The organism is Micromonospora musae (assembly GCF_003626635.1).
Lineage (GTDB): Bacteria > Actinomycetota > Actinomycetes > Mycobacteriales > Micromonosporaceae > Micromonospora > Micromonospora musae.
The window spans coordinates 326,847-346,387 of record NZ_RAZT01000004.1 but is presented as its reverse complement, the minus strand read 5'-3'; the positions used below and the strand labels follow the sequence as shown (position 1 = coordinate 346,387).

The window sequence follows — 19,541 nt, the reverse complement described above, 5'->3', positions numbered from 1 at the left end:
GTCTCCAAGACCATCGTTCTACTACCTGCGCAGCTCAGGAGGTTGTATTGGGTCAACCCCAATTCCCCGGAGCGCTGCCGCGCTCCACGAACGGAGAGGTAGGGCGAACCATGCGGGTCGCCATCGTCACCGGCGCCAGCTCCGGCATCGGACAGAGCGCAGCCATCCAGATCGCCAAGCGCGGAGTGGGTGTGGTGCTCACCTACGGCAGGAACCAGGAGGGAGCGCGGGACACCGTCGCCGCCATCGAGAAGGAGGGCGGCAGCGCGGTCGCGTTGCCGCTGGACGTCGGCCGGAGCGAGACCTTCCCGGCCTTCCGCGACTCGATCGAGGCGGTTCTGCGTGACACCTGGCAGCGGGACACGTTCGACATCCTGGTGAACAACGCCGGCTTCGGCCAGATGGCGATGTTCGAGGAGACCACCGAAGAGCTCTTCGACCGGTTCATGCGGGTGCTGCTCAAAGGGCCGTACTTCCTCACCCAGACCCTGCTGCCGCTGCTGGCCGACGGCGGCGCGGTCGTCAACGTCACCAGCAACGCCGCGCTGCACTCCGGTCTGGAGCCGGGCTACTCGGCGTACGCCTCGATGAAGGGCGGCCTCACGGTGCTGACCCGGTACATGGCCAAGGAGTTCAGCCCGCGCGGCATCCGCGTCAACTCGATCGCCCCCGGCGCCACCCGTACCCGACTCGCCGACAACGCCTTCGAACGCTACCCCGAGGTGATCCCCGCCCTCGCGGCGAAGACCGCGTTCGGCCGCGTCGGCGAGCCGGACGACATCGGCATGGTGATCGCGACGCTCGTCTCCGACGAGGGGCGCTGGATCACGGCGCAGGACATCGAGGTCGCCGGCGGCTTCAACCTCTAGGGCGTGTGTCGAAGTCCTCGGTCCAGCCGAGGCGGAGTCCAGGCGGCGGTCCGGCAAGGCGGGGATTCGTTCGGATACCGGTGTCGTATCCGGACGAAGCGCCGACGCCGCCGGTCGTCGTCTGGGCCCGCCGCAGGCCGGCCAGGGACTTTGACACACGCCCTAGCTCGGGCGGGCGGCAGGCGTGCGGCCACGGGACGGACCCGTGACCGCACGCCTTACCTCGCCTGGATACGGGTCAGCGGAGCACGCCGCGGGTCGGGGCTACCGGCAGGGGCGGTGCCCGGGGGCGAACCGCAGGTCCAGGTAGCGCGCCCGGTTGTTGCTGATGTCCCCGTACAGGTCCGCGATGCTCGTGCTGTTCACGTTGTACGACACGACGAGGCTGTTCCTGGCGCTCATCGTCGGGTGCACGGCCACGTTGTAGGTGTAGATGTCACCGTCCGCGTCGGCGTCGAACTCCGGCTGCCCCTCGGGGGTGTCGTAGACCGGCACCCGCTCGGTGCCGGCGAAGCCGAACGGCGTCGACGCGGTGTGGACGTAGATCTCGGAGCCGAGGTAGCTGTCGGTGGTGACGAGCACGTACCGGCCCTGCACCTCGGCGACGCCGTAGGAGGAGCCGACCTCGTCCAGGATCGAGACGGAGTCGGCCTCGTTCGGGGACCAGCCGCTGCCCGTGTAGAACTCCCAGGCGCCGTCGAGGTGGCCGGCCCGGGCCCGCGCGACGTGGGCCTGCTTGCCCGGCCACTCGGCGCCGGTGCCGTAGATGTAGATGTACCCGCCCACCCGGAGCAGCTCCACGCCCCACTGGATGCCGTGCCCGTCATAGGTCGGAGTGACCTCACGCAGCCGCAGATCCGGCAACGACAGGGACGCGAGGTCGGTGCCGATCCATTCGAAGCCGAAGTGGCCTTCGCCCGCCGTCCGCTGCTGGAATTCGAAGACGTACAGCTTGCCGCCGTCGACGATGCCGTCGCCGTTCCAGTACCACGGCTCGTCGGTGCCGGCCGGACCGACGATCGGGAGCGGGTTCTCCGCGGTTCCGCGCAGGATGGTGCCGGTCGGCCGGTCGCTGCGGCCGTCCGCCGTCACGATCGTGTTGTGCACCGGCGCGTGCGGGGTGATGCTCCGGCCGGGACCGACCGGCCCGAGGAAGGTGTCGTTGAAGAGCCACGCGGTACGGCCGTCCGGTAGCGGCGTCGAGTAGGTGCCGTCACCACCGGCCCACTCCCCCGCGCCGGCGCCGTCGCCGAAGTGCGCCCACTTCTGCTGGAGGCCGACCGCCGGCCGGGCGGCCGTCACGACCGGGGCGCAGCCGCCGCCGGCCGCGACGTTCGCGCCCGCCCCGGTCGCCGGCCCGGCCGCGACCGTCGTCGAGCCGACGATCAGCGCGATGAGTCCTCCGTAGACACGGCTGCGGCGCATGTCCCCTCCTCCACGGGCCCGAACGACACTTTCAAGATCGTTCGAGATTTTCACATTCCGTACCCATGGGTCAAGATCGGACCGCCGCCGGGCTCGGTTGCTCGGCGGCGCGAAGGGGACCGCGTCCCGTGGCTGGGACACGGCCCCCTCCGTAGCCGCCCTGCTACGCCAGGGTCAGCCGCCCAGCGCGCCCGGCAGCGCGCTGGCCTCCACCGGGGTGGACGGTCCGTGGTAGATCGCGTTGAAGAGCAGCTTGCTCGGGTCACGCGACCAGGTACGGAAGGTCGGCTCGCTACCGAAGGTCACGATCAGACCCTCGCCCACCTGGTGCTTCACGACGTTGGCCTTGCCGTTGAGGTGTTCGCCGCCGATCAGCCAGCCGCTGCGCAGCTGCTCGCCCGAGGTCGGGAACGAGGAGACGACGTCGCCACCCTCGACGTTGTACGCCTGGTCGTCCTCGCCGAACCAGACCGGGGTGTCGGGGCGCATGCCCCAGGCCACCGGGTCCGTGGTGTCGAAGCGCTGGTTGAGGATGCTGCCGGGCGAGAAGAAGACGTGCTCGTCGGTCGGCAGCGCCGGGGTGATCGGCAGCGAGGCGAGCTGGCGCGCCGTCGCCACCGAGTCGCCGATGGCCAGCAGCGTGCCGCCGTCCTCGACGAACTTGCGCAGCTTCGCCCAACCCTCCTCGCCGACGCCGTACGCCCAGGCCCACTCGGCCGGGTAACGGTCCCGGTTCAGGCCCGAGACGATGTCGGCGCGGCTGATCCCCGCCGGCAGCACGATCGCGTCGAACTTCGCGTTGAGGTCACCGGCGAAGTCCGCGGCGACGACCTCCTCGAAGCCGATGTCGTACTGCTCGAAGAGCCACTTCATCCAGCCGCCGGGGATGTTGTTGACGCCGCGGAAGAGGCCGACCCGGGTGTTCTCCTTGAGCTGCTCCGCCGCCACCCGCGGGGCCTGGCCGACGCCGAAGACGGGGATACCGGTCTTACGGGAGACCTCCTGCAGCGCGGTCCGCGCCGCCCGGCTCGGCTCGACGATCAGCGTTCCCGGCGCGTGGCTGCGCCCACCGGCCGAGAACTCGGCGCCGGCCCGGAAGGTCTCCGCACCCGCCTTCTGCAGCGCCGCGATCATCATGGCGGTGCCGTAGGACTCGGGGCCGACCAGGTAGGCGCCGCGGCTGCCCGGGTCGCCGGGGAACGCCGGGGCGGCCGGCTGCACCTGCTTGACCCGGCTGGTCGAGACGGTGAACGGCTTCGCGATGGTGTCGACCTGCACCCCGAGGAGCATCGGCAGGGTCTGCGCCGTCACGTCGTACGGGTTCTGCGGCGGGCCACCCGGGTACTCCCGCAGGTCCGGGTAGTCCTGCGTCTCCAGCAGCGTCTTGGCGAAGCGGCCGTAGGGCTGCGCGTACCGGATGATCCAGGAGCCGGCCTCGTAGCGCTTGCCGTTCGCCGTGAAGGCCGAGATGGCCCGCTCGATCTCGACCTCACCGGTCTGCAGCGTCTTCAGCAGCTCGTACGTGGCGAACGGGTCCCGCTGGCCGGCCGGCGCCACGTAGGCGAACGGCTTGTCGGCGCTCGGCTCGACCGCGTTGCGCTGGGTGCGGTAGAAGTTGTAGAGCCACTCTGTCCTGTACTTGGCGACGTTGCTCAACGCGCCGAAGACCGTCGTGTCGAGGTAGTCCACGATCTGCGCCAGCGTCCAGGTGGACTGGTCGTACGGCTCGATGAAGTTGGTGTCCGGCTCCTGTGGACCGATCGGGCCGCCGTCGCTGCTGCGGTACGTGTACGCGAGGTCCTGCGCGCTCGCCGCCTCGACGAGGATGCGCGGCGCGCCGTGGTAGGTCATGTACTGCCGCGACGGCGTCCAGTAGTCGTAGGTCGAGCCCCAGTTGACGCCCTTCTTGCCCTCGGCGGTCAGGCTTCGGGAGATCTCCATGCCGAGCGAGTTGGTCTGCTGCACGGTGATGGGGTCGATGTTCGGGTCGTTCGGCGACAGGTACGGGGGGATGAAGATCCGGCCCCGGGCGTTACCCATCTGGTGCAGGTTCTGCACGACCTGCGGCTTCCACTCGTTCTGCAGGGCGACGCTGATCTGCGTCTCGGGCTGGGTGAACATGAACCAGTCACGGTTGTCGTCGTGCCCGATGTACTTCTGGTAGAGGTCGGGATAGGTGCGCGCGTAGTTGGTCCCCGCGGTTTCGTTGAAATGGTCGCCGACCCACTTGGTGCCGTCCGGGCTCTGCGCCGGAATGATGAGCACCACCACGTTGTCGAGGATTTCCGAAATCGTTGTCGACTTCTCCTCGGCGAGCCGGTGAAGAATGTTCGGAATGACCTGCGCGGTGCCCACCTCGGTGGAGTGGATCGCGGCTTCCAGCAGGAAGACCGGCTTGCTCTGCGCGGCGAGCTTCTTCGCCTCCACCTCGGTCAGCCCACGCGGATCGGCGAGCCGCTTGTTGACCTCCTTGATCCGGTCGAGGTTCCGTAGGTTCTCCCGGGAGCTGACCGTGAGGAGGGGGAACGGCCGGCCCGCCGCGGTCTTGCCGATCTCCTGGTAGAGCACCTTGTCGGAGCGGTCGGCGACGAGCTTGTAGTAGCGAACGAGATCGTCCCAGCGGGCGAGCTTGCCCTCCGAGCCGAGGGGGAAGCCGAAGAACTGCTCGGGGCTGGTGATGCGCGGGGCCGCGGTGGCGGCCGAATTCAGAACGAGGCTGCTACTCAGGGGCAGGGTCAGTGCAAGCAGAGCGGCTGCGGGTAGCAGCGCCCTCCTCCGCCAGGTGCGCACAGACATTCTCCTTGCGTCGGCGTCATGCTGGACGACTGTCGAATCGGGGCCGCAGCAGGGCTCCCGGATTCCGACGGGTGTCGAATTCCGGGCAGGGGTAATCGCTGCCGGGCCAGGCGAATTCTCACCTCGCTTTCACACATATAAATATCAACATGCGTAAGTTCGAGTCAACATCCGGGCCATTACCGCAAGGCTGAACGCGCCGGCCGTACGGGCACGGTGGTGGGCGGCAGCGCTGCGGGCCGGCCGCGCGTGAGGGGCGGGCGTCAGGGCGAGCAGCAGCGCGCGTCAGGAGGAGGTTCGGCCGCGCCGGTCCTCGGGCCGGCCGGCGGCGGCCGCGCCCGGGGCCGCCCGCAGCACCCGGCACACGGCGCCGAGAGTCGGGTCGGCGGTCACCTCCCGCAGGGCCGCGAGGGCATCCCCGCCGGAGTCGCCGCCGAAGCGCCGGAAGACCCGGTCCAGCATCTCCAGGAAGGTCAACGAATCCCCACCCAGCCGGTGGAAGTCGGCGTTCGGGTCGCCGGCGTCGACCGGCACCCGCAACACCTCGGACCAGATCCCGGCCACCACCCCGGCGGTCGGGTCCGGCGTGTCCACCACCGGCGGAACGGGGGCCTCGTCCCGGAGCGCGGCCAGCAGGACGGCGGTGTCGACCTTGCCGTTCGAGGTCCGCGGAAACCGCTCCAGCACGGCAAACGTCGCCGGCATGACCGGAGGTGGCAGCAGCCCGGCCAGATGGGCCCGCAGCGCGGCTTCGGTGACCGGCTCCCGCGTCGTCACGTAGGCGTGCAGCCGGATCTGCCTGCTCGCGGGCTGCGGATGCGCGAGCACCACGGCGCGGGCGACCGCCGGATGCTCCGCCAGGACAGCCGCGACCTCTCCCGGCTCGATCCGGTACCCGCGAATCTTCACCTGCTCGTCGGTGCGGCCCAGATACTCCAGGAGCCCGTCGGGGCGGAGCCGACCGAGATCGCCGGTACGGTACGCGCGGGTGCCGTCGGGCAGCCGTACGAAGCGCTCGCGCTGCGCCTCGGGCCGGTTCAGGTAGCCCCGGGCGAGCTGCGTGCCGGTCAGGTGGAGCTCGCCGACCGTGCCCGGGGGAACCGCTTCCCCCTCGAGGCCGAGCAGCAGGACACCGGTGCCGGGCACCGGCTCCCCGATCGGCACCGGGCCGGCGGAGCCGTCCCGCTCGGCGTCGAAGGAGCCGACGACGCAGCCGATCGTCGTCTCGGTGGGCCCGTACTCGTTGACGATGTCGCATCCGGAGCCGAAGAGCCGCTGGGCGCGGGCCGCCACCGCCGCCGGCAGCTGTTCCCCGCCGACGACCACGGTTCGGAACCGGGCCGGAGCGAGGTCGAGCCGGTTGATCAGGTCGAGGTAGGTCGGGGTGAGCTTGAGCGCGTTCACGCCTCCGCCCTCGATGATCCGGCGCAGCAGCGGTGGGGTCATCTCCCCGGGCACCAGTTCGACGCTGCCACCGGCGAGCAGCGGCAGGAAGACGGCCGTCGCGCCGAGGTCGAACGCCATCGAGGTGAAGAACGCGAAGCGGGTGCTCCGGTCGACCCGGTAGCGCGGCAGCGCCCAGGCGGCGTACGCGGTGAGGTTGCGGTGTTCGACCTGGACGCCCTTCGGCCGTCCGGTGGAACCGGAGGTGTAGATCAGGTAGGCCAGGTCGGTCGGGGCCGGCCGGGTGGCTGGCGCGGACGCGCCACTCGACGGCAGGTCGTCGAGCATCAGGACGCGGCGCCGGCCGAGCCGGTCGGCGAACCGACGCTGCGCGAGGCAGAGCGCGGCACCGGCGTCGTCGAGCAGGAAGGCGAGCCGACCCGGCGGGTACGACGGTTCGAGCGGCAGGTAGGCGGCGCCGGCCTTGAGCACGCCCCACAGCGCGCCGATCGCCGCCGGGGTGCGGTCGGCCAGCAGACCCACCACGTCTCCCGGCCCCACCCCGAGGCGGTGCAGCCGCTCGGCCACCACGTCGGCGCGCCGGTCCAGCTCGGCGTAGGTGACCGCGCCCTGCGGCCCGGTCAACGCCATCGCATCGGGGGTCTGCCGGACGCGCTGGGCGAAGATGTCCACCACGGTCGGGCCGACGGTCGCTTCGTCCGGTGGCGGCGTACGGCCGGTTCGGGGCGCCGGGGCGCGCGGCCCGGCGGTGACGGATGGGACGCCCTCCGGGGCGAGCGCCGCGGTGACCGCGGCCAGCAGGGTCTCGGCGGCCTGCTCGGCACCGGGCCCGCTCGGGTGGGACATGGTCAGCTCGATGTGCCCGGGCAGCTCGGTCGTGCTGAACGCGACCGGAATGAAGGGTCCGTGCACCGGCAGGGTGTAGACGGTGCCGGCGGTGAACGTGTCGGTGCAGAACGCGTCGAGGTCGATCCGGCCCAGGTGGGAGACGGCGGCCGTGCAGATCCCCCGGTTCCACCGGCGGCTGACCCGCTCGGCGGCGGAGAGGCCGGCGCGCAGCACCGGGCGGGGCAGGCGGCCGGCCCAGCTCTCGGCGGCGGAGACGGCGAGCTCCCGACGGTCGGCGAGCGCCCGCAGCAGGAGTTCGTGGACCTCCGCCCAGGGCTGGTCCGGTGTCACGTCGAGGAAGACGGGCAGCGCCAGGTTCCCGGTCGCGGCCAGGGTGCGCTCGTGTCGGCGCAGGTCGACCGGGACCATGAAACGTGACGGCCGGCCGGCCGCCGCGCCGATCGCCGCGATCGTCCGCGCGACCAGAGCGTGCTGGTTCCCGGTGATGGTGGTGCGCCGCCAGCGGTGCCGGCGGTGGGCCGTCGCGCCGACGAGTGGGGTACGCCACCGCAGGCCGGTGCTCAACCGGGCGGGCGAGGCAGCGACCCGTCGGCGGAGTGCGTCGTCGGTCACCGGCGAGCGCGCGCCGAGCGGACGTTCGTGTCGCAGGGCCCGCAGGACGTCGGTGGCCCAGACGAGCGCTCCCCTGGCGTCCATCGTGGCGTGTGCGGCGCGGAAGACGATCGTCGTCGCCGCGCCGGGAACGAGCAGCACCTCGCTGAGCGGGCCCGTCGAGGGGTCGAGCGGGCGGCGCAGGGCCGGACCGTCGAGATCCAGCGCGGGCAGCACGGTGACCGGTGGTGGTCGGCCGCTGTCCACCCAGAGTCTCCCGCGGCCGACCAGTCGCGACCCCGGGCAGGCCTCGGAGGCGACGGCCACCGCCCGGCGCAGCGCCGCCTCGTCGATCGATCCGACCCCCTCCACCAGGAGTTGGATCGCGAAGGGAGGCAGCAGCGGGGCGCCGGCCAGGTAGCCCTGCTCGATCGCGGAGATCGGGCGGGAGAAGCTCACCCCCGGGCCCCGCGGGCGAGTGCCGCGACGCCGCCGATCCGCTCGACCCACTTCCTGAGCTGCACGAGCCCGGTCTCCAGGTCGACCTCCGGGCGATAGCCGAGGTCCCGGTTCGCCGCCGTGGTGTCGTAGGTGGCCGTCCGGGTCAGCAGGGCGACCCCGTAGCGGGAGACCGGCGGCGGGCGGCGGGCGAGCAGCGGCACCCGCCAGAGCAGCTCGAACAGGCCGACGACGCCGGCGAGGAGCGGGCCGGGAATCCGGTGGGTCGGCGCGCGGAGGCCGAAGAGTTCGGCGACCCGGGCGATCAGCGCCCAGACGTCGATCCGCTCGGCGTCGGCGATGAAGTAGGCCCGGCCACCGACCCGGTCCGAGGTCGCGGCCAGCCGGCAGGCCACGGCCGCGTTGCGGCAGTGGCAGAGGGAGGCGAGGACGGGCGCCGGGCCGGAGAGGTCGGGCAGCGTGCCCCGGTGCATTCTGGTCAGCAGCCGGGGCAGGAAACCGGTGCGGTCCCGGGGCCCCCAGATGGCCCTCGGTCGGAGGGCGCAGGTGGTCAGCTCACCGTCGTTGGCGGCGAGCACCAACTGTTCGGCGACCGCCTTCGTCTCCGAGTACAGGTTCAGGAACCGGTCCGGGTAGGCCACGCTCTCGTCGATGTCGACCTGATCTTCCCCGTTCATCACGGCGCTCGGGCTGCTCACGTGGACGAACCGCGGCACACCGTTGCTGCGGGCGGCGGTCAGCAGGTGTTGCGTGCCGGTGACGTTGGCCGCCCAGAACTGGGCGCGGGTGCCGAAGTCCTGCGCCCGGGCGGCCGAGTGGTAGATCACGTCCACGTTGCGGGTCGCCGAGCGCAGCGAGGCGGGGTCGGTCAGGTCGCCGCTGACCAGTTCGATGCCCGGTACGGTGCGGAGGTGGCCGAGGTCGCTGGTCGGACGGACCAGCACGCGTACCCGGTCGCCCCGGCGTACGCACTCGTCGACGAGGTGACCGCCGAGGAAGCCGGAACCACCCGTGATGAGCGCTCTCACGCCAATCCCGTACGCCGTGCACGGCGGGTTCCGCCCGTTCGGGTACGCGCCGCCCAGGCGGCCAGCCGGCCGTGGTCGATCTTCGCGTTGTGGCGTACGTCGACCGGGAACGCGGGGTGGAAGCGGAACTCCGTGAGGCACCGCGTCGCCTCGTGCCGTTGCGCCAGCTCCCGCAGCTCGCGCTCGATGCTGGACCGTCGCGTCGCCGGCACACCCGCGCGGAGCTCGACGCAGACGACAGGCTGCTGCCGGCCGGGGAGACCCACCCCGACCAGCGCCGTGCGACGCACCTCCGGGTGCTCGTCGAGCACGGTCTCGCAGGGCACCGGGTAGAGCGGGCCGTCGGCGGTGTGGACCACGTCGCTGGACCGGCCGGCGAACCAGACCCGGCCCTGCTCGTCGACCCGACCGAGGTCGCCCGTCCGGTGCCAGATCCGTTCCCCCTCTGCGATCTTGGCGTTGGCGTTCGCGGCGGCCGGGCCGAGGTAGCGGCGACTCACCGTCGGTCCGCCGACCACGATCTCGCCGATCTCGTGCGGCGCGACCGGTCGAACCGCCGTCCAGTCGGGGATCGGTCCGTCGGTGGCGCGGATGACGCGCAGGTCGACCCCGTCGACGGGCCGGCCGACGCAGGTGCCGCCGCCGTTCGCAGCGGTGGCCCGGACCTCGTCGAGCAGCTCGCCGGCCTCGATGGACGCGATCGGGACCGCCTCGGTGGCGCCGTACGTGACGTGCATGCGGCCGCCCTGCGGGGCCAGTACGCGTCGCAGCCGCGCCACGACCTCGTTCGCGACGGGCGCCCCGCCGGAGACGACGAGGCGCAGCGTCGGCACCTGCTCGCCGGTTTCGTCGAGGTGCCGGGCGAGCGGGTCGAGCAGCGCGGGCGAGCCGAACATCGCGGTCACCCCGTACCGCCGGATCAGGTCGCTGATCATCGCCGGTTCGGCGTCCGCGACGCGGGCGAAGTCGATCTCCGGCAGCACGCAGGTCGAGCCGGTCAGCAGGTGCAGGAAGGCGAAGGAGAGCGAGGTGACCAGGCAGACGTCCGACGGGGTGTGCCGGTAGTGGGTGCCCGTCTGCCGGACCATCTCCGCCAACGCGCCGTGGGTGGACTCGACCCCCTTCGCGCTGCCGGTGCTCCCCGAGGTGAAGCTGATCATGAGTAGGTCGTCGGCCTCGACGGCCGGCCTCGGTGGCGCGGCCGTGGTCGCCGCCAGCCCGCGCAGCGTCGCGCCGCCCCAGCACCAGCGACGACCGGCGGTGATGACCGTCCGGATCCCGGCGAAGGCGTCCGGTCGCAGGACGCGGACGGCCTGTGCGGCCGGTACGCCGATGAAGGCCCGGGCCCCGGCGGCGCGGTAGCAGCGCAGCATCCGACGCAGGCCCATGCCCGGGTCCACGATGACCGGTACCGCGCCGAGCTTGAGCAGGCCGAAGATGACCGCGACGAGCTCGTCACCGACCGGCATCATGACGACGGTCCTGGTGCCGGTCTCGATCCCGACCTGGGCGAACCCGGCGGCGTACCGGTCGGACGCCGCGTCGAGCTCCGCGAACGTCGTGGTCCGGGTCTGTCCCGTGGCGGCCGGGAAGACCAGTGCCGGCTTGTCGCCGAACACCGCGGCGTGGGCACGCAACCGGTCACCGGGAGAGGTCAGGACCTCCCTCGGCGCCACCGTCGCCCGCCGCGGACTCCCCGTGGTCATCGGCTGACCGCCCGCAGCCGCAGGGTCGCCCAGCTCGGCAGCGCGGCTCGCCGATCGGCTCGGGCGGAGACCACCACCGGCCGGTACGGAGCCAGCGCGGCCAACGTGTCGGCGAGCTGGGCCCGGGCGAGCCCGGCGCCGGGGCAGCTGTGCGTGCCCGCTCCGAACACCAGATGTGAGATCCGCGGCGTCATCGGGGCGACGGGGTCGGGTCCCATCTCGTGAGCGTACGCGGCGTGCCGGGCGACCAGGATCAGCCGGTCGCCGGAGCGCACCGGGCAGCCGCCGACCTCGCCCGGCGCCGCGACCGCTCGCGGCAGGACCGGGCTGGGCGCGGTGACCCGCAGCAGCTCGGCGACGAGCGTCGGCAGCAGCTCCGGGTCGGCGGCGTGGGACCAGAGCCGGTCGTCGGCGCACCAGGCGACGGCGCGGGGTATCGCCGCGACCGTCGTGTTGACCGCCGCGACCGCGATCATGCTCGCCAGCGCGGGGTCGACGACGGCGCCGGCCAGCACGCCTGCCAGCCGGTCGACGGCGGCCCGGGTGGCGCGTTCCCGCCCCGGCCCGCGCGGACCCGGCAGCTCCGCGCGTACGGCCGCCGCGGCGGCGGCGCGGGCCGCGGCGGCGACCGCATGCGGGTCGGCGTTCAGGCCGAGCAGCGACACCGTCGCCACGCCGGCCAACTCGGCCGCGACGTCCACCAGATCGATCGTCTCGCCGGTGGCGAGGGGTGCGAGTCGCCGCCGTAGCACGTCGGCCCAGAGTGGACGGGTTCGTGCCACTCCGGCGGAGTTGAAGACGTGCGAGAGCTCGCGTCGGGCGCGGCGGTGGGCCGCGTCCTCCTGGTCGAAGAGGAGCTCGCCGCCGGTGAGCCGGCGGGCGTTCCCGCCGGTCGTACCCGCCGCGCTCCGGTCCAGGGCGACCTCGGTGAGCGCCTGGAGGTACGCCTCGGTGCCGTTGACCAGCACCGTACGGCCGAGGCGGAGCACCGGCGCCCGACGGGCGACGGCGAGCAGGGCGAAGAGGAGGGGGTGGCTCCGCAGGTAGACCCGGCGGTCGCGGCGCCGCCCCGGTGAGGTCGGGGCCATACGTCAGGACTTCTCCCACACCATCGTCGTGATGCTGACGCCGCCGCCCAGACCGAGGCAGAAGACCCGGGACCCGCTGGGCAGCTCCTCGTCGGCCCGGGCCAGCTGCACGCCGATGGTGGCACTGGCCACGTTGCCCAGCTCGGGCACGGTGACGATCAGCTTCTCCGCCGGCACCCGGGCCAGCTCGACGAAGCGGTTCAAGTACGGCAGCGTGACCTGGTGGACGAGGACCCGCTCGTAGTCCGACCAGTCGAAGCCGGTGCGGTGGTGGACCGTGCGGAGCACGTCCAGGCCGACCCGCTCGAAGACGGAGCGCAGCTTTCCGCCGTCGCCGTGGAAGTAGGTGTGCTCGTCGCCGCGCGGGTGCCGGGAGCCGCCGCCGTCGATCCCGCCGATCGTCCAGTACTCCGAGAAGGTGGCCGTCTGCACGTCGAGGATGCCGCCGGTCGGCACCTGCTCGACCAGCACGGCCGCGCCGGCGTCGCCGAACGTGTAGCCGGCGAACGACGATCGGACCTGCGCCGCGCTCGACGCCCGCATCCGCATCGACCGGGTCGGCGTCTCGCCGGTCACGACCAGGGCTCGTCGCGCCCGCCCGGCCAGGAGGAACGTCCGTGCCGTGTCGATTCCGTTGAGGAAGCTGTTGCAGGCGTTGGTCAGGTCGAAAGCGTGGGCACGGGTGCCCAGCTCCGCCTGGACGATGTGCGCGGTGGCGGGCTCCGCCATGTCCCGGGACGCGGAGGCGAAGATCAGCAGGTCGATGTCGTCGGGTGCGACGGCGGCGCTGTCGAACACGGTGCGGGCGGCCCGGACGGCGAGCGTGGAGGCGTGCTCGTCGGGGCCGGCGATGCGCCGGGTCTCGATACCCGTCATTCGCGAGAAGAGCCTCGGCGGTAGGGCGATGCCGCTGGCTCGTTCGACCTGTTCCTGAAGCTCCGCGCTCGTCACCACCCGCTCCGGCAGGGCGGCCGCGGCGGAGGTTATTCCCACCCTGGTCGCTGGCGGGGCGTCGGCGCTTCGGCTGTGGACCATGCCGGAGATGATCGTGCAGTGGCCTCGCCGAGTACAGCCACGGCCGCTTCGCCGCTCGGTGAGGAGAGTCACCAGGCGGCGTCGCCAGGAGCGGCCGGATCACCTGGTGACCCGTTGTGGCATGCACGGAAGTCAGTGCGTGCTCCGCGCCCCTGCCGACCCTCCATTTTCGACGAGACGGACGGGCGCGCGCCGGCCGCCCCGACGGGGCGGTCACCTCGTAGGCCGCCGACGGATCGTCGCGCCACCGCGGGCCCCCTCCGCGCTTGCCGCTCAACGTTCACGGACGACCGCGCCGCATTCACACATCCGCCGCCCGGCTGTAATGCACAAATGCAGTAATTGCCAAGGGTTTGCAGCTATGCCACCCTGGTCACTCAGGTCACGGCCACGGCCGGCACCACCCCCGACGTCCCCTCCCCTACCCGCAGGAGCTTTCGTGATCCGGTTACGTCCGACTCTCCGACGCCTCGTGGTCACCACCGCGGCGGCCGGTCTGCTCGCCCTGGCCGGCTGTTCGACCCCGGAGGTCCCCGAGGACTCGGCCGGCGGCGCGACGCTGGTCGTCGCCACCGCGGGCGAGTCCGACACGTTGAACCCGGTGCTCAACTACGGCGTCGACGGCGCCTCGCTGATCTTCGACGGCCTCGTCGCCCGGGACGCCGGCAACCGGCTCGTCCCCGGCCTGGCCGCGGAGCTGCCGACCGTCTCCCCGGACGGCCGCACGGTGACCGCGAAGCTCCGCGACGGCGTGCTCTTCCACGACGGTGGCGAGCTGACCGCGAGCGACGTCGCCTTCACCTACCAGGCGGTGCTGGACCCGAAGGTGGACTCGACGCTCCGGTCCGACCTCGACATGGTCGAGTCGATCACCGCGCCCGACCCGGCCACTGTGGTGTTCCGGCTGCGCTACCCGTACGCGCCGTTCCTGCAGCGGCTCACCCTCGGCGTCGTCCCGGCCAAACTCCTCACGGGGCAGGACATCAACAAGGCGGAGTTCAACCGGAAGCCCGTCGGGACCGGCCCGTACCGGGTCGAGTCCTGGACGCCGGGCGACCGGTTGGTGCTCACGGCGAACGAGCGCTACTTCGGCGGCCGCCCGGCGAACGACCGGGTGGTGGTCGCCTTCGTGGAGGACGACAACGTCCGTGCCCAGCGGATGCGGGCCGGTGAGTTCGACGCGGCGGAGCTGCCGCCGAAGCTCGCCGCCGGTTTCGCGCCGGACGGCGCGTACCGGGTCGAGCAGGTGCCGACCGCCGACTACCGCGGCGTGATGCTGCCCATGGGCAACCCGGTCCTCGCCGACGTGGCGATCCGCCGGGCGCTCAGCCTCGCCGTCGACCGGGCCGCGATGGTCGCCGGCATCCTCGGTGGCTCCGGCGACCCGGCGTTCGGTCCGGTCCCGCCGACCTCCGAGTTCGCCGAGCCGTCGATCGCCGGGAAACCGACCGCCGACCCCACGGCCGCGACCGCGCTGCTGGACGCCGCCGGCTGGACGCCCGGCCCCGACGGGGTACGCGTCAAGAACGGCCGCCCGGCCCGCTTCACGCTCATGTACCCGGCGAGCGACACGCTGCGCAAGGACCTGGCCCTGGCGGTGACCGCGGACGCGAAGAAGGTCGGCATCGAGGTGGCGCCGGAGGGGCTCACCTGGGACGCCATCGACCCGCGGATGAAGTCCGACGCGCTGCTGATGGGGTACGGCACGCCGTACGACCCGGACTTCGTCACGTACAAGCTGTACCACTCGCGCTTCGCCGGGCAGGGCTACTTCAACCCCGGCTCGTACCGCTCGCCGGTGGCGGACCAGGCCCTGCAGGAGGGGCGGGACCAGGCCGATCCGGCCCGCCGCAAGGCCGCGTACGCGACGTTCCAGAAGCAGATCGCCGCTGACGTGCCGTGGCTGTTCCTGACCTACCTGCGGCACAGCTACGTGCTGAAGTCCTCGGTCCAGGGCGTCTCCCCCCGGGTCGAGGCGCACGAGCACGGCGTCGCGAACAGCCTCTGGTGGAACATCGACACCTGGACCCGGTCGTGACCACCACCGCCCCGCCCCGCCGTCGCTCCGGCCGGCTGGCCGGGGCGGCGGTGGTGGTCCGGCGCCGACTCCTGGTCGCCGTACCGGTGCTCGTCGCCACCAGCGTCGGCATGTTCGCGCTCGGCGCCGCGTCGCCCGTCGACCCGGCCAAGCAGTACGCGGGCGCGGCGGCGTTCACCACCAGCGAGGAGAACCTGGCGCAGATCCGCGCGAACTGGGGCGTCGACGACCCGTTGCCGGTGCAGTACCTGCGGTGGATCGGCAACCTCCTCCGGGGCGACCTGGGCTGGTCGACGAGCCGGCACGAGCCGGTCACCTCGGTGCTCGCCGCCCGCGCCGGCTGGACGCTGCTGCTGATCGGCGTCACCCTGGCGGTGGTCCTGCTCGCGAGCCTGCTGCTGGGCGCCCTGGCCGCGTACCGCCGGGGTGGGCTCTTCGACCGCGGGTTGCGGGCCGCGGCCTACGCGGTCGAGTCGATGCCGGTCTTCTGGATCGGCCTGGCCGCGATAGCCGTCTTCGCGCTGGCCCTCGGCTGGTTTCCGGCCGGCGGGCTCACCGACGTCACCGCGACCGGCACCTCCTGGTCGGACGTGGCGCACCACCTGATCCTGCCGGTCGCGGTGCTGGCGATCTCCCAGGCGCCGTGGTTCCTGCTCTTCGTCCGCGATGCCGTCGCGGAGAGCCTGCGCGACGACCACGTGCTCGCGGCGCGGGCCCGCGGACTGCCCGGACGGACGGTGCTCTTCGGGCACGCGCTGCGTACCGCGCTGCTGCCGTTCCTCACGCTGGTCGGCACCCACCTGCCGGAGCTGGTCGGCGGGGCGGTGCTGGTCGAGACGGTCTTCTCCCTGCCGGGCCTCGGCGCGGTCACGGTCGAGGCCGCGCTCGGCAGCGACTTCCCGCTGCTGGCGGCGATCACCCTGGTCACCACCGCGGTGGTGTTGACCGCGAACCTCGCCGCCGACCTCGCCTACGCCGCCGCCGACCCGAGGGTGCGACTCGATGGCTGACCTCGCTGCCCGCCGTGCGCTGCCCCGTCCGCTGCGGTCGCGGTTGCGGCCCCGCCGGGCCGGTGTCGTCACGGCCGGGCTCGTCCTCATCGTCGCCGTCGGCGGCGCGCTGCTCGCCCCGATCGTCTGGCCGCTCGACCAGAGCGCCGTCGCGCTGGACCAGACCCGGCTGGCACCGTCCTGGAGCCACCTCGGCGGCACCGACGACCTCGGCCGGGACGTGGCCCACCGCGCGGTCTACGGCCTGCGCGTCTCACTGCTCGTCGGCGCGGTCGCCGCCCTGGTCGCCACCGTGATCGGCGGCCTGATCGGCGGGATCGCCGGCACGCTCGGCGGACGCGTCGATCGCGTCCTGATGCGGATCGTCGACACCATCGCCGCGCTGCCGCACCTGCTGCTCGGCATCTTCATCGTGGCCATGCTGCGGCCCAGCCTCGGCGCGGTGATCGCCTCCGTCGGGCTCACCCACTGGCTCTCCACCGCCCGCATCGTCCGGTCCGAGCTGCTGAGCCTCCGCACCCGGACCTTCGTCGACGCTGCGATCAGCGGCGGAGCCGGCCGGGGAAGGGTGCTCGTACGCCACCTCCTGCCGCACGTGCTGCCCCGGCTGGCGCTGGCCACCACGCTGATGATCCCGCACGCGGTGTGGCACGAGACCGCGCTGTCGTTCCTCGGCCTCGGCCTGCCACCGCACCTCGCGTCCCTCGGCAACATGATCAGCGACGGTGAGGGGTCGCTGCTGACCGGCGCCTGGTGGGCGAGCCTGGTGCCCGGCGCGGTGATCGTCGTCGTCACCCTCGCCATCGCGGTCCTCGCCGCCCGGTGGCGCGACCGCCTCGATCCCCGGGTCAGAGCGGAGCTGCAACTGTGACCACCACCCAGCCGGCCACCACGCCCACCCGCCCGGCCGATTCGCAGCAGTCGCCGCTGCTCTCCGTCGAGCGGCTCGGGGTCCGGTTCCGGCTACGCGACGCGGTCGTGCACGCCGTCACCGACCTCAGCCTCACCGTACGGGCCGGCGAACTGCTCGCCGTCGTCGGCGAATCGGGCTGCGGCAAGTCGGTGCTCGCCCACGCCCTGCTGGGGCTGCTGCCGGACAACGCCACCGTCACCGGCCGCGCGCTGCTGCACCAGCCGGACACCGAGCCGGTCGACCTGGTCAGCTGCGGCCAGCGCCACCTGGCCCGGCAGGTGCGTGGTCGCCGGATCGGGCTGGTCCCGCAGAGCCCGGCCACCGCGTTGAACCCGGTCCGCACCGGGCGGCGGCTGCTCGGAGAGACGTTGCGGGCCCACGGACGCGAGCGCGCGCAGGCCGACCGGCTCGCCGCCGACGTCGGGCTCGACCCGGCAGACCTGGACCGCTATCCGCACGAGCTATCCGGCGGTATGGCCCAGCGCCTGGTCACCGCCCTCGCGCTGGCCACGGATCCGCCGTTGCTGATCGCCGACGAGCCCACCACCGGCCTGGACCGCCCGCTGGTCGACCACACCCTGGACCTGCTCCGCCGTCGTTGTGACGCGGGTGCCGCCGTCGTGCTGATCACGCACGACCTGGCGGCGGCGCGCCGGGTCGCCGACACCGTGGCCGTCATGTATGCCAGCCGCGTCGTCGAACACCGGGACGGCGGCGAGTTCTTCGCCGCCCCCACCCACCCGTACGCGGCGGCGCTGCTCGACGCGCTGCCGGGCCGGGCCTTCCGGCCGGTACCCGGCCACCCGCCGATGCTGACCGCCCTCCCGACCGGCTGCGCCTTCGCGCCCCGGTGCCCGAGACGCACCGACACCTGCGAGGGCCGGCCGGAGCCGACATCGGCGGGCGGCGGCACGGTGGAATGCCATCACCCGATCCTCCCCGGAGCCGCCCCGTGACCAGCCCACAGCAACTGCTCGCCGACGAGGTGCGCGTCGCCTACGACCGTCAGGTGGTGCTCGACGGCGTCACCCTGAGCGTCGGGCGGGGTGAGACGGTGGGGCTGCGCGGCCCGTCCGGCTGCGGCAAGTCGACCCTGGTCCGGGTGCTCGCCCTGCTGCACCGCCCGGACGGCGGGCAGGTCAGCATCGACGGCACCCCGGTCACCGGGGTGCGGTACGCCGTTCCGGTCGGGCTGCGGACCCGGGTGGCAGTCCTGTTCCAGAGCCCGCGTGCCGCCGCCGATCCCCGGCTGAGCCTGACCGACCTCATCGCCGAACCGCTGCGCGCCGTCCGGGCTCCCGAGCCGGGCGTCCGCGAGCGGGTCGCCGAGCTCGCCGACCTGGTCGGGCTCACCCCCGACCTGCTCACCCGCCGGCCGCACGCGGTCTCCGACGGGCAGCTGCAACGCGCCTGCCTCGCCCGTGCCCTGGTGCACCGCCCCGACTACCTGCTCTGCGACGAGGCCACGGCGATGCTCGACGCCTCCACCCAGGCCCACGTCGCCGCCGTCATCGCCGACTACCAGCGCGCGCAGAACGCGGGCGTCCTGGTCATCACGCACGACGAGGCCCTGATGGGGCGCTGGGCCGACCGGATCGTCGACCTCGCGGGGGCGGTGACCGCACCGGCACGGTAAGCCGGCCCCCGCGACCGGCCGCTCTCCCCGGGCGGGGCCCCCTCAGCCGCGCGCCGCTGGAAGCGGGCGATCCGCCGGGGCGTGCCCCTCGTCGGTGGCCGGTTGACCGAGCCCGGCCTGTCGCCTGCGGAACGCCGCCGCGTACATCCGGTTGGCGCATCGCTCGCTGCAGTAGCGCCGCTGGGCGGCCCAGCGGCGGACCAGGTAGACCGACCGGCATCTCGACGCCCGGCACCGACCGAGCCGGTCCGGGCCGTACTGGCCGACCCACTGCGCCAGCCCCCAGGCCGCGTTGGCCAGATACTCGGCGGTTGGCGAGCCACCACGTCCGGCGACGTAGGTCCGCCAACCCTCGTCGTCGACGGTCACCCGCGGTCGCGCGTACAACCGGGCCATGACCATGTTCAGGGTCGCCGCGCTGCCGCCGGCATCGCCGTCACCGGCACGGAGGAACGCCTCCCGCAGGCCGGCGGCGGCGGTACGGGCCAGCGTCAGGTCGTCCGGGCCCGCCGGCAGCTCGAAGGACGCCGCATCGGCGAGCAGCGCCTCCAGGTCGGAGAGTCTCCCGAAGTCGGTGTTGGCGACGACGGCCGCGCGCTGCGCCCACGTCGTGATGACCGTGCCTGACCAAGCGCCCATGTGGTGAAGGTCGGCCGACGGGCACGGATAGTTCCCGACCTTCCGGTATCCGATG

14 protein-coding genes are annotated in these 19,541 nt (G+C 72.9%); 6 read left to right on the top strand and 8 right to left on the bottom strand.

The features are described 5' to 3' along the window. The first annotated feature begins 110 nt into the window (after positions 1-110). Positions 111-869, top strand: coding sequence for an SDR family NAD(P)-dependent oxidoreductase (locus D7044_RS10350; protein WP_120674589.1), 759 nt, complete (start codon positions 111-113; stop codon positions 867-869). A 264-nt stretch (positions 870-1,133) separates the two neighbouring features. Here D7044_RS10350 and D7044_RS10345 read toward each other — a convergent pair whose 3' ends face one another. The 7 genes from D7044_RS10345 to D7044_RS10315 all read right to left on the bottom strand — a co-directional run bounded on the left by D7044_RS10345 (position 1,134) and on the right by D7044_RS10315 (position 13,208). Then, positions 1,134-2,294 (bottom strand): DUF4185 domain-containing protein, encoded by a 1,161-nt coding sequence (locus D7044_RS10345; RefSeq protein ID WP_120674587.1) that lies wholly within the window; start codon positions 2,292-2,294, stop codon positions 1,134-1,136. A 174-nt stretch (positions 2,295-2,468) separates the two neighbouring features. Continuing rightward, positions 2,469-5,084, bottom strand: coding sequence for a M14 family zinc carboxypeptidase (locus tag D7044_RS10340; protein WP_158609976.1), 2,616 nt, complete (start codon positions 5,082-5,084; stop codon positions 2,469-2,471). 291 nt (positions 5,085-5,375) lie between these two features. Then, positions 5,376-8,393, bottom strand: a complete 3,018-nt coding sequence (locus D7044_RS10335; protein ID WP_147434630.1) for a non-ribosomal peptide synthetase — start codon at positions 8,391-8,393, stop codon at positions 5,376-5,378. Then, positions 8,390-9,421: an NAD-dependent epimerase/dehydratase family protein gene (locus D7044_RS10330; protein ID WP_120688682.1), complete on the bottom strand. Its 1,032-nt coding sequence runs from the start codon at positions 9,419-9,421 to the stop codon at positions 8,390-8,392. The genes D7044_RS10335 and D7044_RS10330 overlap by 4 nt, the downstream gene beginning before the upstream one ends. Continuing rightward, on the bottom strand, positions 9,418-11,127 hold the full coding sequence (locus tag D7044_RS10325) for a fatty acid CoA ligase family protein (protein WP_120688681.1): 1,710 nt from the start codon (positions 11,125-11,127) through the stop codon (positions 9,418-9,420). The genes D7044_RS10330 and D7044_RS10325 overlap by 4 nt, the downstream gene beginning before the upstream one ends. Continuing rightward, entirely contained in the window at positions 11,124-12,215 is a 1,092-nt protein-coding gene (locus tag D7044_RS10320) for a cytochrome P450 (protein ID WP_120688680.1), read from the bottom strand. Before D7044_RS10320 ends, D7044_RS10325 begins: the two co-directional genes overlap by 4 nt. A gap of 3 nt (positions 12,216-12,218) precedes the next feature. After that, the gene (locus tag D7044_RS10315) at positions 12,219-13,208 is read right to left on the bottom strand and encodes a 3-oxoacyl-ACP synthase III family protein (RefSeq protein ID WP_233562966.1); all 990 of its coding nucleotides are present in this window, start codon (positions 13,206-13,208) and stop codon (positions 12,219-12,221) included. Between the two features lie 481 nt (positions 13,209-13,689). Here D7044_RS10315 and D7044_RS32935 point away from each other — a divergent pair, with 481 nt between their 5' ends. From D7044_RS32935 to D7044_RS10290, 5 genes are read left to right on the top strand one after another with little or no spacing between them, the layout of a single operon-like run. Further along, positions 13,690-15,288 carry an ABC transporter substrate-binding protein gene (locus D7044_RS32935; RefSeq protein ID WP_233564930.1) on the top strand — a complete coding sequence of 533 codons (1,599 nt, stop codon included), beginning with the start codon at positions 13,690-13,692 and terminating at the stop codon, positions 15,286-15,288. Next, entirely contained in the window at positions 15,258-16,298 is a 1,041-nt protein-coding gene (locus tag D7044_RS10305) for an ABC transporter permease (protein WP_233564929.1), read from the top strand. The genes D7044_RS32935 and D7044_RS10305 overlap by 31 nt, the downstream gene beginning before the upstream one ends. Beyond that, a complete protein-coding gene (locus D7044_RS10300) occupies positions 16,291-17,169 on the top strand; it encodes an ABC transporter permease (protein WP_120688677.1) in 879 nt (292 codons plus the stop codon). The genes D7044_RS10305 and D7044_RS10300 overlap by 8 nt, the downstream gene beginning before the upstream one ends. Further along, on the top strand, positions 17,166-18,167 hold the full coding sequence (locus D7044_RS10295) for an ABC transporter ATP-binding protein (RefSeq protein WP_233564928.1): 1,002 nt from the start codon (positions 17,166-17,168) through the stop codon (positions 18,165-18,167). Before D7044_RS10300 ends, D7044_RS10295 begins: the two co-directional genes overlap by 4 nt. Next, on the top strand, positions 18,164-18,847 hold the full coding sequence (locus D7044_RS10290) for an ABC transporter ATP-binding protein (protein ID WP_233564927.1): 684 nt from the start codon (positions 18,164-18,166) through the stop codon (positions 18,845-18,847). Before D7044_RS10295 ends, D7044_RS10290 begins: the two co-directional genes overlap by 4 nt. Positions 18,848-18,889: 42 nt before the next feature. Here D7044_RS10290 and D7044_RS10285 read toward each other — a convergent pair whose 3' ends face one another. After that, entirely contained in the window at positions 18,890-19,486 is a 597-nt protein-coding gene (locus tag D7044_RS10285; protein ID WP_120688675.1) for a CGNR zinc finger domain-containing protein, read from the bottom strand. Positions 19,487-19,541 lie beyond the last annotated feature (55 nt).

What these genes read in the sequence shown, in the direction of transcription:
- D7044_RS10325 (WP_120688681.1), bottom strand. Translation starts at nt 11,127, where the DNA reads ATGACCACGGGGAGTCCGCGGCGGGCGACGGTGGCGCCGAGGGAGGTC.
- D7044_RS10350 (WP_120674589.1), top strand. Translation starts at nt 111, where the DNA reads ATGCGGGTCGCCATCGTCACCGGCGCCAGCTCCGGCATCGGACAGAGC.
- D7044_RS10285 (WP_120688675.1), bottom strand. Translation starts at nt 19,486, where the DNA reads ATGGGCGCTTGGTCAGGCACGGTCATCACGACGTGGGCGCAGCGCGCG.
- D7044_RS10300 (WP_120688677.1), top strand. Translation starts at nt 16,291, where the DNA reads ATGGCTGACCTCGCTGCCCGCCGTGCGCTGCCCCGTCCGCTGCGGTCG.
- D7044_RS10320 (WP_120688680.1), bottom strand. Translation starts at nt 12,215, where the DNA reads ATGGCCCCGACCTCACCGGGGCGGCGCCGCGACCGCCGGGTCTACCTG.
- D7044_RS10345 (WP_120674587.1), bottom strand. Translation starts at nt 2,294, where the DNA reads ATGCGCCGCAGCCGTGTCTACGGAGGACTCATCGCGCTGATCGTCGGC.